The sequence below is a fragment of the Elusimicrobiota bacterium genome (genome assembly GCA_026388155.1).
Classification (GTDB): Bacteria; Elusimicrobiota; Elusimicrobia; order Elusimicrobiales; family UBA9959; genus UBA9634.
Genome location: JAPLKI010000020.1, coordinates 52,579 through 70,314 on the forward strand (window position 1 = coordinate 52,579; position 17,736 = coordinate 70,314).

General features: G+C 54.1%; 12 protein-coding genes and 1 tRNA gene. 4 read left to right on the forward strand and 9 right to left on the reverse strand.

Going from position 1 to position 17,736, the window contains the following annotated elements:
- Window positions 1–189: 189 nt before the first annotated feature.
- The 4 genes from NTX59_09365 to NTX59_09380 all read left to right on the forward strand — a co-directional run bounded on the left by NTX59_09365 (window position 190) and on the right by NTX59_09380 (window position 4,249).
- Entirely contained in the window at window positions 190–1,044 is an 855-nt protein-coding gene (locus NTX59_09365) for a hypothetical protein (protein ID MCX5785886.1), read from the forward strand.
- A 713-nt stretch (window positions 1,045–1,757) separates the two neighbouring features.
- Window positions 1,758–2,243: a hypothetical protein gene (locus tag NTX59_09370; protein ID MCX5785887.1), complete on the forward strand. Its 486-nt coding sequence runs from the start codon at window positions 1,758–1,760 to the stop codon at window positions 2,241–2,243.
- A gap of 172 nt (window positions 2,244–2,415) precedes the next feature.
- Window positions 2,416–3,384 carry a hypothetical protein gene (locus NTX59_09375; protein MCX5785888.1) on the forward strand — a complete coding sequence of 323 codons (969 nt, stop codon included), beginning with the start codon at window positions 2,416–2,418 and terminating at the stop codon, window positions 3,382–3,384.
- 133 nt (window positions 3,385–3,517) lie between these two features.
- The gene (locus NTX59_09380) at window positions 3,518–4,249 is read left to right on the forward strand and encodes a hypothetical protein (GenBank protein ID MCX5785889.1); all 732 of its coding nucleotides are present in this window, start codon (window positions 3,518–3,520) and stop codon (window positions 4,247–4,249) included.
- Window positions 4,250–4,671: 422 nt separating this feature from the next.
- Here NTX59_09380 and NTX59_09385 read toward each other — a convergent pair whose 3' ends face one another.
- The 9 genes from NTX59_09385 to NTX59_09425 form a co-directional block, all read right to left on the reverse strand.
- The gene (locus NTX59_09385) at window positions 4,672–6,600 is read right to left on the reverse strand and encodes a hybrid sensor histidine kinase/response regulator (protein ID MCX5785890.1); all 1,929 of its coding nucleotides are present in this window, start codon (window positions 6,598–6,600) and stop codon (window positions 4,672–4,674) included.
- Between the two features lie 26 nt (window positions 6,601–6,626).
- Window positions 6,627–6,788: a hypothetical protein gene (locus NTX59_09390; GenBank protein ID MCX5785891.1), complete on the reverse strand. Its 162-nt coding sequence runs from the start codon at window positions 6,786–6,788 to the stop codon at window positions 6,627–6,629.
- 39 nt (window positions 6,789–6,827) lie between these two features.
- Entirely contained in the window at window positions 6,828–8,513 is a 1,686-nt protein-coding gene (locus NTX59_09395; GenBank protein MCX5785892.1) for a metallopeptidase TldD-related protein, read from the reverse strand.
- 79 nt (window positions 8,514–8,592) lie between these two features.
- Window positions 8,593–10,278 carry a metallopeptidase TldD-related protein gene (locus NTX59_09400; GenBank protein ID MCX5785893.1) on the reverse strand — a complete coding sequence of 562 codons (1,686 nt, stop codon included), beginning with the start codon at window positions 10,276–10,278 and terminating at the stop codon, window positions 8,593–8,595.
- 201 nt (window positions 10,279–10,479) lie between these two features.
- Window positions 10,480–11,940 carry a DUF2867 domain-containing protein gene (locus tag NTX59_09405; GenBank protein ID MCX5785894.1) on the reverse strand — a complete coding sequence of 487 codons (1,461 nt, stop codon included), beginning with the start codon at window positions 11,938–11,940 and terminating at the stop codon, window positions 10,480–10,482.
- Between the two features lie 176 nt (window positions 11,941–12,116).
- A complete protein-coding gene (locus NTX59_09410; protein MCX5785895.1) occupies window positions 12,117–13,601 on the reverse strand; it encodes an AAA family ATPase in 1,485 nt (494 codons plus the stop codon).
- 117 nt (window positions 13,602–13,718) lie between these two features.
- Window positions 13,719–13,793, reverse strand: a tRNA-Arg gene (locus NTX59_09415).
- 487 nt (window positions 13,794–14,280) lie between these two features.
- Complete coding sequence (gene alaS / locus NTX59_09420; GenBank protein ID MCX5785896.1) at window positions 14,281–16,923, reverse strand: alanine--tRNA ligase; 2,643 nt, start codon at window positions 16,921–16,923, stop codon at window positions 14,281–14,283.
- 9 nt (window positions 16,924–16,932) lie between these two features.
- A complete protein-coding gene (locus NTX59_09425) occupies window positions 16,933–17,712 on the reverse strand; it encodes a PTS sugar transporter subunit IIA (GenBank protein MCX5785897.1) in 780 nt (259 codons plus the stop codon).
- Window positions 17,713–17,736 lie beyond the last annotated feature (24 nt).

The following is a 17,736-nucleotide window of genomic DNA, read 5'->3' on the forward strand; positions in this document are numbered from 1 at the left end:
CGGGCGGGAACTTTTCTAAATTTCAGAAAAACGCTCTCTTTTTGTTATTATAGCGGTAGGGCTGTGTTTTAGCGACTTTCAAGCGAAGAAATGGGGGGAGTCTTCTCGGCGGATACACGCGGTAAGCGTTCTTATATTTACCACAGATAGACTGCAAATTCGATAACCTTAAAAAAAACAGGATAACTTATGGCAACTATATTTTCCGATGTGCTGACCCAGTTAAGGAAGGATAACGGATTTTCCACGGCTTACAGCTTTTACCACGATAACGGCGGGGCGCCGGTGCTGATGGTCTCCTACCGCAAATATCTCCTGATGGAACAGGGAAAGATCCTGCCTGTTATAGACAGGTTAAGGCGACTTTTTTTCGCCTTGCGGCTGCACCCGCAGAGTCCTCAGGCCAACAGCCTGGTAGTCGCCTGGCTTAAAACCATGGCCGGGGAGGATAATTATCGGGATATATTGGAGCCGATCGTTTCATCGAAGGCTGAAGTAAAAGGGGTATCCCCGCTTCATACGGCGTTGAAAAAGAGCATGGCTGATAATAAATATTTCATGTCCCCGGACCAACTGGCCGTAGTAGTTTCCAGCTTTGATACATACCTTTGTTATCTGGCCATGTCCAGCGAAACGGGGGTTTGTACGGTTGATGCACTGGCCAAGAGCCTCAGTATTAATAAAACAGCCGTGACAAAAGCGGTAAAGTCCCTTGCTGGGGCCAAAATATTGAAAGAGGTTAAAAAGGGGGCTTACAAATGCCCTCTGTCATCATATTCTTCCGTTGACTTCCCTCATATGGATCTCATGGCTGCGGATGTGAGGGGTAAGCTGAAGGAGTATATGCGTCAACTGGCCGCCTCCGGCAATACCGAATGGTTCAGCGCCTGCACCATCCGCGCTGACGCCGCGGTCTTTAAGGGTTATATTCCGCTGCTGCAAATGAGTGTGCACGCGGCCAAAACCTATGAGATTTCACAGAAAACAAATAAGTCCGCCCTCTTCATGGTAGAGGGACGAGTAACCAAACTGCGGGATTTTTAATTCCTTAACCTGAATCCTGCAGTTCAAGGTTATTCTCATTTGAAAACATAAGGAACAAAAATATGCAATACCTGCGTAGGTGCCGTATAGGGGCCTATGGCCATCAGACGGCCAGGATTCCCCGCTTTGCGGGTCGCAAATCAAGCGCATTGCGCGCAGAATTTGCGAGGGTGTATGCCGCGCGCAGCGCACCTGAGCTCCGCGAAGGGAAAAATTCAATTGAATTTTTCAGGTTAAGCGTGCCCGCCGCCTTTCCGCTAAACTCTATTCAGAAAGAACACCGGTCGTTTTGAGGGAGTGAGGTCGTGAACACCGCTCCCCACTATTGATTTGTGTCGCCGGATATTTTTTCCACAAATTTTAAAATTCCAAAACAGGATCGAAAGGCTAAATTTTTAATGGTTTAGTCCATGTCCCACCTCCGACGGACGTCAGCGCAATGCTGGCGTTCCCGCCCTCCTGATGATGACCCTGGCGGTCACTGAAACTGTTTTTTCAACATAAATTTAACGTAAACCGAACGGGCAATACGTATGAGAAGGAATACGGCGTCCGCGTGAGCATTCCGCCTCATGTGGAAACACCGTCTACTCGCTAGAATATATATGCAGCCAAACCCGGGAAGAAAAACAACAGCGTTCACTAGCACTTCCGGGACCGGTAATTAAGGAGAATAATAAAGCATGAAAAAGTCAATAAAGGAGAAAAATAAAATGGAACATAAAAACGTAGGTCGTTTCTTAGCGCTGGCTTTGCTGATCGGGGCCGGCTTTGTGTCGGGCGCTGTGGCTTCGCCGCCCCAGGCTCCGGTGTCGGCGGCAAACTGTCAGAAAATTACCCGGGGCAATGGCGCCTGGATAGGTTCGGTCTGCCCCGTTGCCGGCCAGCTCGGTAACAATGTGGTTGGCGTTGATGTGTTTTACTGGGGATACCTAGCCAACCAGGAACTGCCTTTCGGCGGCGCCACGCCGACTGTGCAGGTCTACATCAAGAATGACGCCGGCCGGTTCATAAATACGCCTCTTCACAGGGACAGCAACTCTTACCTCACCAGCCCTGCCAACGGGTCTTTTTTCTACGGCAGGTATCTCACTGCCTTACCCCGGGACGGCGCAGTGAATTTGGAGATGTATTTCCAATTCAACGGACAGGAAGACAGCGATTACGGCCTGAATTACCTGGCCCGGCTTAGTTTCTAAAACCTAACTGGTATTGATAGTTGTTGATGAAAATAGTTGGACAGCAGGTCTTTTGGCGCTGTTAGGCTTGTCTGATAACCCCGCCGTTCATCCCCGAGGTTGTAAAACCCGGGGATGGGCGGGCGTCAGGGGAATGGATTCAATTGTAAAGCGATATAAGGAGAAAAACACAATGAACAAGATAATACTTTCGGTAATAGCGGTCGCGGTAAGTTCAAGTTTTGTCAACGCATTCGAGCTGGAGAATGTAAGCGCGAAAGATATAGTTAAACTGACGCAGACCGGACAAATAGTTGTTCCCGCCGCCCAGCCCTTGCGGGGAGCGGTGGGCATTGATCAGGACTGGCAAAATCAGGACTGGGAACATGCTGTTCTTAAGGCGACCGACGGGACTCAAATAAACATTGATTACCTGGCCCGCGGGCTTGATTCGGACCCGAATTTCGGCGATACCGCGTATGTGTTTGCGGATCCGGTATGGGTAAGCGTTTCAAATCCGCGCTTCAGCGGGGGTGAAACGGTCATAGTGGAGCTTAGCGGCAACCCTGATGAATCGCTCAGGCTGGTATATGCGGGCGGCGGACGTTTTATCGGCAAGACTGCGCGCAGCGTCACGCTGCTTTTCCACCACCATGGCGTTGATTATCCCCAGAAACAGAAACTTTCCGTGAAGGTTTTCGGGGAACCGCTTACGGACCCGGTCAGCGGAACGGACACTTTTACGCTCAGTCTGCCGGCACACAACAATACTTCCAAGGTTGTTTCTGAAGCCGCGCTCTCGGACGTCAAAGCGGCCGAAAGTTTTAGCTACCAATGTGCCAGTCTGGACAACAACGGGCCTTACGGAATAAGAGAAATAAAACTTGAGGTCAATGGTCGTAATAAACCGCTATTGTTCACTTTTAAGGCCAATAAAGAAGTGACCGAAAAGTACTTAATTGACGCCGCATACACCCCAAAACCGGGCAGTTCATTGGAGGGCTTTCTTAAGGCTAATGGAAAAGATCCGGATCATACGGCTTATACCGAGGGCACGATAACTCCGTTCTATATAGAGGGCCAGCTTCTGCTCGGGAAAGGCGGAGTTATAAAGACTTCCGGCGCGGGATATTCCTGGGCCAGATATTCCTGTGTGCGTTGAGTGCACCGACTACCCATGAGTTTAGGAAGCCGGAGCAGATTGGAATTGCCGTGCCGCAGCCCGCAAAGGAGTTGTATCTCAAAATACGGGTGCGGCCGGTAAAATTGAAAAATTAAAATAAAAGGAGAAAATAATGCGGAAATTAATAGTTGTACTCAGTATCGCGGCGATGGTAAATCCGGCCTGGTCATTCGCTCTTGAACTTGAGCGGACAGGCTTAGAGACGATGAAAAGCATTGAGATAACCGTTCCGGAGGCCACTAAAGCTTCTGAAGCGGCCCCTTTTCAGTCAGGCTCGAAGTTCGCCTGCATGAGCGCCGGGTCCAATGTGCTTTTCGATCTAAAGGTCACTGATGTGGGCGACGAATCCGGCGAAGTAGTTGTAAACTCCGGCGGCGCCCCCAAAACATTTAAGGCCAACTATAAGAACGGCCGTTTTGTTTTTGGGGACACCATGGACTCGGTCATTGAACTGCCTGCCCCCGGTTACTTTGAGTGGGTTATCGGTACTGTTCAGCATGACGGCTCAAATGGAAAGCTCATATGCCAGTACGGCAAAGCTGTAAATCAGACCATTCCCGCTACGTTAGAATCTCGCAGCGCGTTTTCCTGCATAGGGACCCGTTCCGAAAAAATGTACGACCTGGATATAGTCGATGTGGGAGATGAATCCGGCAAAGTTGTAATAAACGCCGGCGGAGCCCCTGAGACATTTAAGGCCAACTACAAGAACGGCCGTTTCATTTTCGGCAAATCGCTGATCGAACTTGACCAGCCTTACTGGTACGAATGGACGACCGGCAAAGCCGTGGATGTTAAAGGCTTGAGCGAGCCTCTTGTCTGCAAATCCAGGAAATACGAGTAATTATACGGAACTGTGTAAGCAAAAAACCCGGGCCTTAACAACCCGGGCTTTTTATTAGCTGCTAGTGACCCTGGCGGTCACTGAAACGGCTTTTTAACCTCCGGTCCTAACGTGAACCGAACGGGTGTCCCGCCAGTCGCGGACAACGCCATAGGTAGGGGAAACCGCAGTGCGGTGTCCCCTGTGACTAATTTCACGGAAGGGGTGCCGCCGCGACAGGCCCCGCACCTTGGCCCTTGGAAAAAGTGCGCGACAGGCCAGAGGCACTATGGGAAAATCCCCCGGAAAGGGTCCCGCCAAAAGTCGGGTCGTTTTTATGAAATTTTGCAAAGTCCCCCCGCGCCCTTAGGTTTTCCGGGTGTGTAAGAGGATGGAGAGTTGTTTGTTTTAGTCCGAATTCTTCAGTTGGCCGTCTGAGGCATTTATTTCTTTATCGGGATATGGAAGAAGAACCGGGAACCGACCCCGAGCTCGGACTCGATACCCATCTCGCCGCCGTGCCTCTGGACTATCTCCCGCGCGATCTTCAGGCCCAGGCCGAAACCGGCCTTGCGCATGCCCTTGGCCGCCTCTGTCTGGAAGAAGCGCTCCCACACGCGGGGCAGGTCTTCCTTGGAGATGCCGATGCCGGTGTCTATCACGCTGACGAAAACCTTGTCGGGGGCGGTTTCCACTTTTATGGTTATCCTGCCGCCTTCCTTGGTGTACTGGATGGCGTTGGTGCAGAGGTTCTGTACCACCTGGCCTATGCGGGCGTCGTCGCCGGCCAGCGGCGGAAGGACGGGCGGGATCTCCATGCCGAAGTGCAGGTTCCGTTTCTGGGCCGCTATCTCTACGCGTGCGCACACGTCCTGGACTACCGCAAGCAGGTTCAGCGTCCCTATGTCCACGCGCAGTTTGCCGGATTCTATAGCGGCCAGGTCAACCAGGTCGGAGATCAGGACGTTGAGCGTTTTCGCCGAGGTCTGGATGTTGGATGCGTATCTTTGTTCGCTGGGCATTGCCTTGAGCTTGCCGGTCAGGACCTCGGAGTAGCCGAGGATGGCGGTCAGCGGGCTCTTTACGTCGTGGGCCACCGTGGCGAAGAAATTCTTCTGGAAGCCGTTAACCGCGGCCAGCTGCCGGTTCAGTTCCTGCATCTCTTTGAGCAGGCGCGCGTTCTCCAGCAGCAGGAAGCGCCGCTCCAGGGCCCTCTCCACCGAAAAAATGAGGCGCGAGGCCTCTACGGGCTTCAAAAGCGCGTCGTCCAGTCCAAGCTCCACGACCTGGCTGACCCCCTGCAGCGCGGCCTGAAGAGGATACCGGTCCACCATGAAAATTATGCGCAGGTCGGGATCCCGTTCGCGCAGCTTCTGGGCGAGTTCCGCCCCTGAATGCTGCGCGAAGGTGATCGCAGTGCCGATGACCGCAAGATGGAATGCCCCCTTTTCACAGATCTTCAGGGCCTCCTCGCCGTCCATAAAAGGGGTGACCTCGTAGCCCGCGCTCGCCAAGGCCTGGTCCAGGGAGGTCAGGCTCGGCTTGAAACTATCCAGCAGGAGGATGCGCCCCTTCTCCTTGGGGCGGACTGCGGCGCCTTCGCTGCTGTCGATCAGGATGGCGGCGATGCGCCCGGCCTGTTCCCGCGGAAGGGCCACGGGATGACTGTCCTTAAGCGCCTGGATCGCGTAGCGCACCATATCCGTGCCCGATATGAGATAGCAGACGGCCTCCGGAGTCGCGGTCCGGATGCGGGAGTCCAGCAATCCGGCCTCCTCCGGGATCCCGGCAAACAACACCACCACAACATTGCCCGGGAGCTGCGCGGGCTCTTCGGGCGCGGCTTCTTTTTCTACGCCCAGGCGTGACCAGAAGTTCTTGGGCTTCGTGGGCTGGGGGGCGTGAGCGCGGGCCTCGTTCTGCTGGTAAACCAACTCAACCAGGCCATTGGTGGATTCCAGGTACACAGGCTGAACTCCGGCCTGCTGGAAAGCGCCCTGCACGGCCGCTGTCGTGAACAGGACCTGGTCGGCCAGAATGACTACCGGACGGTTCGTGACCCTGATCTGATCCGCGAACCCCACAGGCAGCGGCCAGCCCAGACGGCGCAGCGGCGAGGAGACGCCCGGCGCATTGCTGCCGATGGTCTCCAGCGTGAAGAGATGGACCTTGGGGTTTTGTTTATGTAAGGCGAGGAAAGCCTCGCGCTCGGTCGGGGCGACCCGGCCGAAGTCCACCACCAGGGCGGTACAATCGCCGGCGGCCAGCCGGTCAGCCGCGTATTTCAGGGTCGGCACGCAGACGAGCTCGAGGCCCCTGCTCGACATGGACGGCTTCATCTCGTCAAGGAGTTCCTTTCCGCTCGTGACCACCAGGACGCGGCCCTTGAGATCGGTCATCAGGAAAGCTCCTGTATAAGGTTGGCTGTGAAACGGGCCGGCCGGAGGGAGCCGGACAAGGGCTTCAGGCCCCGCAGCGGCAGGGCGCGCAAGGCGATACCGGCGCGGACCTCGATGATATGTCTTTGGGGAGAAATTGCAGGCAACATAAGAGCGATCATAAACTTTCCTTGTATCTAATCTTCCGGACGCCGCCGCTCCTACTTGGCGAAGAACGGATGTTCAAGGTACGGCTTTCTATCCGGCTTGTCTTCGGTTTTTTTAATTTCCATTTCCTGAACAAGTATGGACGGCGCCACCAGCGAGGCCGGAGGGGTCCATGGAAGACTGTAAACTTTCATTTCCCTGGAAACCGCCACTATGTCGCGCAGCGCCCGCAAACTGGTGCCCATAAACTCTATGGCATGCACCGGCTCCTCGCGCCCGTCGGCCGGGTAAACTTTGTAAGCTGAAAAAGAACGGTAAAAACTGCCTATGTCCCTTACAAGCAGGCAATAGTCCAGCTCCTGCTCGCGGCAAAGATCCAGAAACTTTTTTTTCAGTTCGGCCATGGGCAGAACGCGGGCCGGGTTATCCTCGGGCTGGATCAAGACATTGCCGGGGCCGCCGTTTACGAATTCATGGTACTCGCCGCGGCCATGGCCGTTCGATCTGTTGAAATCCCGCGTGGCTGCCCTGGACCGGTAAATATCCTTAAGTTTGCCTTTCTCCACAAGCTTCAATTTCTGAGCCGGCACGCCCTCGTCGTCCACCTCGTAATGGCCCATCAGCGCTTTGCCGTTGTAATCTCTGGCAAAAGGGTCATCCACCACGTTCAAAAACGGCGGCATAACGCGCATATCCAGGCGCTCCACAAGCTCCCCGGCGCGTCTGTAAATGTACTCGCTGGACCATTTATTCGTCTCTTTCCATATTTCGCGCGGGTTCGCGACATTGCGCACGAAAAAATTATCAAAAAACTTGGCGGCTGCGTTCTCTTCAAAAAGCACGGGGCCGATATAGGCCTTCATGGGCACGGACTTGCTCATGGCGGTAAGGCGTTGGGCTATTTCCCCGGCTTTTGCGGCAAGAGTTTCAAAAGAAGGAATGTCGGCCGCTCCGCAGAAGCCGAAACGCGCGCTGGCGCCGAGTTTGTAGCCGTCGGGAGAATAGGTGTCGCCGTCTATATTGATCACACCGGAACAATACGGCTTTTTAAACACCGAGCCCTCGCTGTTGACGAATCTTGCGTTGCCGGAATCGTAGCTCAGCGAGACCTGCGAATACTTCACGGCCGGATATTTGGTGAAAACCGCCGACAGCTGTTTGACGCGTTCCTGCCACAGAACCTCGTCAAGCCGCTCAGTGACCGCCGGCAAAAAAACCGTGTAAACCGGCTCAAAAACAAGGTCGTCGTACAGCTCGGTGATATTTTTTGATTCCTTAAAAGCTTTTTTCTTTGAATAGGTATCCAGGGCGTTCTTGTAGGCGGAGTCGGTAAGCGACCAGATACTGAAGCGCAGGCTGTCATAATTGTCGTCAAGGGCCACGCTGTAATCCACCGGGGGGCGGTAATCCCCCCAGGCGCTTCCCAGATAATTGGTGTTGTCGAATTTTTTATCGCCCACGCGGACCTCGGCCTTAAGACGGCGGTAAGGATAGGAACTAAACCCCTCCAGGGAGCCGAAGGTGGCGCTGATATAGCAGGAGGAGCCTTCGCTTACGGTATATGCCATGAAATACGGTTTCTGCAGATTGTCCATTTTCAGTTTGTTCATGGAGCGCGCCATCTCGTCGTTCATGGCCTTAAAAACGGCATCCCCTTCAGGTGCTGCGCACTGTGCCGCCGCGCAAAAAGAAAGCGAAATCAAAGCTGACAAGAGACTTTTTTTATAAATATTTTTCATAAACAGCCTTTTTTATCTGCGGTATCCGGTATTCCGTAACCAGTATTCAGTTACTGGTTACCGACTACTGGTTACTTCTTCACTTATCGTGCAGCGGCGGCTCAAGCACCGGCGGCTTTTCCTGCGACTTCTTTGATTTTTCCACCTCTATTTCCGACATCAGTATGCTGGGCGCCACGGCTGAAACCGGCACCCAGCCCGATTCCGCGCCGCAAGTGCCGTTAAAAACGGCCGGGTCGTCGGCGGCGGCTATTATCTTGCTGAAATTGGCTATGGGCGTGCCCACAATGTCCACGCCGCGCACTATTTCATCGGGACGGCCGTCGGCGTAAACCCGGTAAACCAGAAGAGGCAAAACCTTGAAAGACTGCCCGCTGCCCCGGCCGGTGAAGGTGAACCCCCCCGAAATATCGCTGAACACCAGGCCGAAGGGTTTGCCCTGCTTTTTGCATTCCTCTATAAGCATTTCGCGGAGTTTCGGGTATGGCACGGTTTTTGAGGCCTCCACCATGGTATTGCCCATGCGCGAAACGACCTGAAACCCGACCGACTTGCGGCCGTGGCCGTTGGACGAGGCGAAATCCCTTATGGGCGAGCGGCTCATCAAAAATCCTTTAAGCACTCCGTTCTCTATCAGGTTGACCCGCTGGGCCTTCACCCCTTCATCATCGTAAGTGTAATGGCCGCGCAGCACCGTACCGTTAAACGACTTTAAATTAGGATCGTCATAGAGGGTGATAAAATCAGCGGTGATCTTCTGGTTGAGTTTTTTGGCGAAGGTCTGGCCCGAATCCTCCAGCTTCTGGCGGTGGCCCTCAAGGCGGTGGCCGATAATTTCGTGGAAATACACGCCGGCGGGCCTTGCGTTAAGTATGGCCGGGCCGCTGAACGGGTCGACCAATGGAGCGCTTTTAAGCGCCTTAAGCTCGGTTATGGAACGCTCAATATCCTTTAGAACGACCTCGTCGGAGGGCAGTTCGGCCGGCGTTGCGGCGTGATACTGCATATCGCGTTCAAGTTCCATGCCGTCATCTGTGCGTGACGTTATGCTGTAGCCCATGTTCACATATGTGTTTCCGGTCTTAACGCGCGTGCCCTCGCTATTGACTATATAGCGGTTGTCGGAGGTAATGCGGAGCCAGGCCTGGCCCTGGTAGATAAAAGCGTGCGGCGAGAACTTCTCCGTCAGTTTGTTGAGCCTGGCTTTCCAGGCGGCCTTGTCAAAAGAGGGGAATTCGGCCGTTTCATAAAAAACTTCCGCCTTGGCGGGCGAGAAATCCGGAGAAGGATCCTCTTCGGTTGCCGTGATGGCCTTGTTCATTTTAACCTTTGTAAAGGCCTCGTAAGCGCGCTTGAAGGCGGCGTCGGTATGCTCCCACACGCGGGCGCGGATGGAGTTCTCGTCGTTTTCCACCGGCACGAACTGGGTGTAATTCGTCTGGGAATTAAATGAATTATCTCCCTTTATCTGGTGGGTATTATCCAGCTTAAAATCGTTGAAACGGGCGTCTATATCAAGGCGGCGGCGCTCGCTGTCATTCTCGCTGTCTGTCGCGCCCATGAAAGACGACGCGCTGTACTGCTTCGTGTCTATCACTTCATAGCCTAAAAAATAAAGCGGCGTCTTTTCAGCGTTTTTCAGAACGCCGAACGACCTGTCAAGCTCGGAGGTAAGGGCGTTCATTACCGCGTCGGTTTTTGCGTCCGACGCGAAGGCGGGAGCCGCTAAAGCCTGCAAAGCGCAGATAAAAAGTGTTTTACGCATGATACCTCCGTAAGATAAACTACAGCCGGCCGGGCATAAGTTAAATTATATAAATAAAGCGCCTTTCATTGCGGCTGTTCCAGCCGCGCCAAAAGCCGCCATACGCTATAGACTTGTAAGGAAACTCCTAAAAAGCATATAGCCTAAGGCATATGGCCTATAGCTTATGGCTGGCACGGCGTCCTTACGGCATATGGCACTTTATTTATAATTTTCGGCGCGTTTTTTAATCTGCGTTATGAGCCCGGCGAAAATTATCTTGTGTACGGGGTATAGCCCATACCAGTAGATGTTACCCAGAAACCCGCGCGGCTCAAAATAGGCGGTCTGCCTTAAAACCGAGTCGCCGCTCACGCGGGGCAAAGCCTCAAATTCAAGCCAGCCCTTGCCGGGAAGCTTCATTTCCGCGCGCAGCAGTATCAGCCGGCCTTCCATCACGCGCTCCACACGCCAAAAATCAAGCGGTTCCCCCTGCCCGATAATATCCGGGTGACGCCGGCCCCTCCTCATGCCTATGCCGCCCGCCGCCCTGTCCATAAGCGCCCGAAGCGTCCAAAGCCAGTTGAGGTAAAACCAGCCCCGGCCTCCGCCTATGCCGCAGAAAGTTTTAAAGACCCTGAGCGCGGAAGCGTTCACGCCGAGGGTCCGCTCTTCAGCTATCAGCCCTTCCCTGTCTATGAAGGCGTACGGCTGGGTCTGCTCGGGTATTACTGACATAGCCCAGGTGGTTTCAACGGCGTTTTCGGAGATTCTCATTAAAGCGTATTTTACGGCGGTCTGATAGTCAAGCGGCTTTATCTCGGGGAAAAGCGACGCGGCGTCGGAATTTGTGCATACCACTTCATATTCCGAACTTTCCATCAGAGGCCTCGCGAAGATTTTCGGTACCGGGGTGAGCAAACCTATTATATCCGCGCTCAAGGCCGCCGAAGGAACAACGGCTGACAGGCGGCCAAGATCAGGGAACCAGCGTTTGAGCCCTCTGGCCGCGGCGAAAAACTCAAGCAGTTCGACATAAGTATATATGCCGGAACCGCCTATCTCTATCCTGCGGCCGGCGGTTTCGGGCTTATCCAGGCAGTTTATAAGGTAGGACAGCACGTCCCTTATGGCCACCGGCTGGCAGCGGGTACGCTTGAGATGATGGAAACAGGGGATGAAAGGCAGGCGCTCGACCAGATAGCGGATAATTTCAAAGGAAATACTGCCGGAACCTACTATTATGGCGGCGCGAAACTCCGTGACGCTAAGCCCGCTTTCGGCTAAAATGCGGCCCACGCGCTGCCTGGAAGCGAGGTGTTTTGAAAGGGTCCGGCCCTCAAGGCCGAGCCCGCCGAGATACACGACCCTTTTGACGCCCGCGGACGCGGCCGCCGCGGCAAAATTACGGGCTGAAACTTCCTCATGCCGCTCAAAATCGGCGACATCGGCCATGGAATGGATAAGATAATAGGCGACTTCCACCCCGGCAAGCGCCGCGGAAAGATTTTCGTTTTTGTAAACGTCGCCGCGGACTATTTCCGTTTTCGCGGCCCAGGGTCTTCCCTTAAGGTGATCCGGGTGGCGCGCCAGGCAACGCACCTTGTATCCTTTTTCAAGCAGCCTCGGCACAAGGCGGCCGCCGATATAACCCGTGGCGCCGGTAACAAGAATTTTTTTCATAAAAAAATTCGCCATAAGCAAAGGCGCCGCGCCCGCCATAAGCCATCGGCAGAAAGGCCGCCATAGGCTTTAAGCCATACGCCATAAGCTTATAAAGAAACTCATAAAAAGCATATGGCCTAAAGCATACGGCAGATGGCGCGGCTGGAACAGCCGCATGGCTTATGGCAACTGATTCACACCGGTAACATGGCTCTTTCTTTTGCCCAGTCGCGCAGGGCGTTCACGCTTTCCGATTTTACCACCGAAAGCGGGCGGGTAAGCCGGAGCTGTTCCAATATACCTCCGGTGGAGATGTTTTTACCGGAACCGGAGGCGCTGTAAAGGGCAGAAATGACCGCCTGCTCTATTTCAGCCCCGCTGAAACCTTCCGAGGCAAGGGCGAGCTGCCCCGTGTCAAAAGCGGCGGCCTGAAGCCCGCGTTTGGCCAGGTGTACGCGGAATATTTCCTGACGGGCGAAAGTATCGGGCAGATCGGCAAAAAATATCTCGTCAAAGCGGCCTTTGCGCAAAAGCTCGGGAGGCAGATTGTCTATATCGTTTGAAGTGGCGGCGATAAAAGACCTATCGCTGCGCTCCTGCATCCAGGTCAGCATCTCGCCAAGCACGCGCTTTGACACCCCGCCGTCTATTTCCCCTGAGGAGGAGGCGAATATTTTTTCTATTTCATCTATCCAAAGGCATACAGGCGACAGGCTTTCCACCGTTTTAAGGGCCTTGCGCAGATTTTCCTCGGTTTCGCCTATATACTTTGAATAAAGCCGGTTCAGGTCAAGGCGGTATAAAGGAAGGCCCAGCTCGCCCGCCGCCACCTTGGCCGCCAGGCTCTTGCCGCAGCCCTGCACGCCCAGCAGCAGTACGCCTTTCGGCGGAGGCAAATTAGCGGGCGCTCCGGGAAGGAACGATCTTTTTCTCTCATTCAGCCAGCGCTTTAAATTCGCATAGCCGGCCATGGCGGAATCCGGCTCGGAGCCGAAATATTCAAGTATCCCGTCACGGTCAAAGGCCTCTTTTTTGAACCTGTCTATTTCGGCCAGGTCCGCGGCGTTAAGGATATTGTCTTTCGTGATGCAGACGTTGAGAATATTTCTTATCTGCTGCAGAGACAGCCCTTTAAGCCCCCTCACCATGCGCATTAGATCCTCCGCGGAGAGATCCACCGAAACGCGCACAACGGAAGTTTTAAAGTCGGCCACCGTACGGTTTATCTCGGCCATGATCTCGCGCTCATCCGGATATCCGCCGGAGATGCGCGCCGCAAACGAGGAGATATCCGGCGGGATCTTTTGCCCGGAACCGAGCAGAACGAGCGTTGTGGGCGTGTCTTTTATAGCCGATAAAAGATCCTTGAACAGCCTGGAAACGACCGCGTCTTCAAGGAATTTATGCAGATCGCTCAGCGCGAAAACAGCTCTGCCGCCTTCTTTAATGATATCGCCGGCGAGCTTCAGCATGGTTACCGGCTCGCCTGACTGATAAAAAGAGTTTTCGTTCTTTCCCGCGCGCAACCCCTTGGTAAGGCTCCAGCTGTAGAAACCAAAAGAAATATTTTCAGATATGGAGTAAAGCGCTTTGAGGATATAATCCTCGTCCATGGTATCAACAAGCACCAGCGGATAGCGGGATTTTATAAGGAGGGTGATTTCTTCTTCAAAGTTCATAGGAAACGGCAGGGGATAGCGACTAGCGAATAGGGGTTAGGGCAGAGGTTGTATTTGCAGAAATAAGAAACTCCTTCCCTAAACCCCTAGCCGCTAATCCCTAACCACTGAAATTATTGGTGCGCCCGGCAGGAATCGAACCTGCACTAGAAGCTTCGGAGGCTCCTGTGATATCCATTTCACCACGGGCGCATCTGTCGCATCCCGCGCCGCACTGCACAGCGCGCGGGACGGATTAACCGCCGGGCTTTATAAGGTGGCGCCCGGTGCTCCACGAGGGGAACTAAGTTCCCCTTCGTCGCTTGCTTTCCGCCTTTGGCGGACGCTCGCTGAACCCCTTCTAAGGGGTACCCGCGCTCACTTACGAAGGTATTCGCGCGGGCTTATCACTCGCATCCCGCGCCGCACTGCACAGCGCGCGGGACGGATTGGCCGCCGGCCTTTAATCGGTAACGGCCGGTGCTCTACGAGGGGAACTAAGTTCCCCTTCGTCGTTCGCTCTGCCGCCTTTGGCGGCTCGCTCACTGAACCCTTTTTAAAGGGTACCCGCGCTCACTAGCCTATGGCTGTGCCGTATAAAGGGCTATGCCCATCAGACGGCCTAACGAAGGTAATCGCGCGGGCTTATTGAATTACGCGACACTCAGACTCTCAGACGCTTAGACTCTCTACGCCTGCTTCACAAATGCTTTTTTACTATTTCAAGCAACTGAGTTTTAAAAAAACTTAAATTATCCGGGGCGGAGCCGCCGCCCTGGGCGAAGTCTTTTCTTCCGCCGCCAGAACCCTTAAGCAGAACAGACACTTCTTTGGCCACGCTGGAGGCGTTTAACTTGTCATTCTTCAGATCAGCCGAGGCCGACACAACAAAAGACATTTTTCCTTCCGTCAGCGAGAATAAAAAAAGCAGCGCGTTGCTGCGCTTAAGCGTAAGCTGGTCGGAGAGATGGCGCAGGGCCGGTATCTGTGAGCCCGCGGCTTCAACTATTACAAGCTTGGCCGAACCGTTCAGATCCAATTCCTCTTCGGCGCCTTCGCCCTGCGCGGCCGCGGCTTTTAGTTTTACGGTCTGGCTTTTTTTAAGGTTTTCCATCAGTTGCGAAATCCTTGCTTCCAGCTCTTCCGGCGGAACGGCGAAACGGGCTGAAAGCGCCTCGGTCACGGAAGCGAGTTTTGCCAGGTGCTCAAGCGCCGCCGGTCCCGCCACCCCCTCTATACGCCTGACTCCCCGGGAAACCGAGGAATCCTTGAGTATCTTGATTATTACAAGTTCGCCTAGGGCGTCTATATGCGTGCCGCCGCACAGTTCCAAGCTGTAGCGGTTTTTGGCGTCATCCCAGCCGCCTTTGTTCACAAGCACGAAACGGGCGGGATCCATGTACTTTTCGCCTAAAAGGGTTACCGCTCCGAAAAACTCGGCGTCTTTCAGCGGGCGCTCCATTTTAAACACCCGGTAATTTTCGGCCACCGCGGCGTTGGCTATTTCTTCAACCTTGGCAAGCTCTTCTTTGGTGGGCGTTTTGGCGACCGTATAGTCAAAACGGAATTTATCAGCGGTAACCAGCGACCCGGCCTGGCGCGTACCGGGACCCATAACCTGTTTTAAAGCCGCGTTTATCACATGCACGGCGGTGTGGTTTGAAGCTATGCGGCGGCGGGCTTTTGAAACCACGGCGGTTACGGTCATGCCGGTTTTCAACAGTTCCAGCACCTTCACTTTATGAAAAAAAACTTTCCCTATGGGTTTTTGTGTGTCAACCACCTCGGCGGCTTCCAAACCGCCCGCCGCTATCAGCCCGGTGTCCCCCACCTGGCCGCCCGATTCGGCGTAAAAGGGGGTTTTATCAAGCACCACGTAGCCCTCAGAGCCTTTCAACAAAGACTCGGTGATATTTCCCGCCTGGTTAACAAGGCCAAGCACCACGGCCGGGGTTTCAGTTTCCTCATAGCCCGCAAATGTAGTGGAAGGAAAGCGCTCCTCTGCCTTCTGAAAAATAAACGAACTTTTCTCGCCCGAATCCTTCCAGCCCGCCTTGGCCACGTTCTGAGCGGCCTTGCGTGCCTCGTTAAAACCCTTTTCGTCCACCGGGATATTGTTTTTTAAGGCGAGTTCGCGGGTTAATTCGAACGGAAAACCGTAAGTTTCGTAAAGGCTGAAAGTTTCGCCGCCGGGTATGCCGTTCGGATATTTATTCATCAGCTCTTTAAGAAATACTTCTCCGGTTTCAAGCGTTTCAATAAAGCCTTCTTCCTCAAATTTAAGCGCTTCAACTATATGCCGCTCGGCGGAAACTATTTCAGGATAGACATCCCTGAAAATTTCAAATACCGAAGGGACCAGTTTATAAAGGAACGGCTCCGCCGCGCCCATGATGCGCCCATAGCGGGCCGCGCGCCTTATCAGGCGCCGCAGAACATAGCCGCGGCCTTCGTTCGACGCTATAACGCCTTCGGCTATCAGGAATACGGAGGCGCGCAAATGGTCGCTGATGATGCGGAAAGCGGAAGCGGACTCGGAGTCGCCGCTGTAATCGGCCTTAAGTATTTTTACTGCTGACGAGATCACGGGGTAGAAAAGCGTGGTGTCAAAAGGCGAGGGTTTGCCCTCGACCACAAAAGTAAGGCGCTCAAGACCCATGCCGGTATCAATATTTTTGCGGGGCAGCGGCGCAAAAGAGCCGTCGGCCTGCTTGTCGAACTGGGTGAAGACATGGTTCCATATTTCTATATACCGGTCGCAGGAGCAGCCCGCGCCCAGGCAGTCGCGGTGGGAGAATTTATCCCCCCGGTCCCAGTAAATTTCAGAGCAGGGCCCGGAGGGGCCGGTCTCGCCCATGCTCCAGAAATTATCGCCGTCGCCAAGCTCGATAATATGGGAATGAAGGCGGGCCGGGAGCACCGACTCCCAGATCTTGCGGGCTTCCTCGTCTCTAGGCGCCACCCCGCCGCCGTAGACTGAAATGTAGAACCTGTCTTCGGGCAGGCCCATCTCTTTGATCAAAAAATCCCAGCCCCATTTGATGGAGTCGGCCTTGAAATAATCCCCGAAAGAGAAATTGCCCAGCATTTCAAAAAATGTCAGGTGGCGTATGGTGCGGCCCACATTGTCTATGTCGGTGGTGCGGAAACTTTTCTGGCAGGAAGCCGCGCGCTTAAGATCGGTTTTAAGACCCATGTAATACGGCTTGAACTGCACCATGCCGGCCGAGGTGAACAAAAGCGTGGGGTCGCCCTCGGGAATAAGGGGGCTTGACTTGATAACGGGGTGTCCCTGCTTCTTAAAATAGTTAAGGAATTTCTTTCGTATTTCTCGGCTTTCCATGACTGTCCTTTAAGGGAGCTTAAGCGCCAGATATTCGCGCAAAACCCTGTCAGGCTTAAAAATCGAGGCGGACCTGAAAATAAGCTTATAGCCGGCGAACTCAAAAGGGGATTCTTTTATTATTTTTTCGGCCAGGTCTTTCCCCCCCTCAAGCAGTTCCACCAGTTTCTGGTCCTGTGAGAGGACGGTAAGCCTGCCCCCGGAGTCAAGCAGCACCGAAACCGCCGCCACGGCGAGCGCCGGCTCAATGGAGGGACATTGCGCCTCTTCAGCCGACTTAACGCCCAGTTTTATCATCTTCACCCGCGACTGGGAAAAACTCAGATCCGCGGCGCCGGTTAAAAAATCCAGCAGCGTGTTGCGCACGGCGTTGATATCGGCGCAGGCGGCAAGCCCGGGGATGCCGTCCATTTTCCGCAGAGCCTGCACCAGCAGCGAGATTTCTTTAAGGTAGGTGTTTTTCTGGTTATCCGGGATGTAATACATTATTACCAGCCGAATTTTCTGGCCGTCGGCCGCGCCGTAATCAAGCCCCTCGGCCGACCAGCCGATGGCGCACATCATTTCGCCTTCGCCGGAGGCCCGTATGTGGGGACAGGCCACGGTAAACCCGAGAGCCGTTATGCCCTGCGCCTCCCGTTTGAGCATTGTTTCGTATAGGTCCCCGTTGTGCGCCAGATCCGGCACCGCCTCAAGGATCGAACAAAGATACCTGAGGGCTTTTTCTTTCTCTTTTTCCGGAAGCTCTATAAGCCGCCCTTCTTCTATGGCAGTTAAAATGCTTTTCATAAATCCTCGTTACTCTTAAGTGAA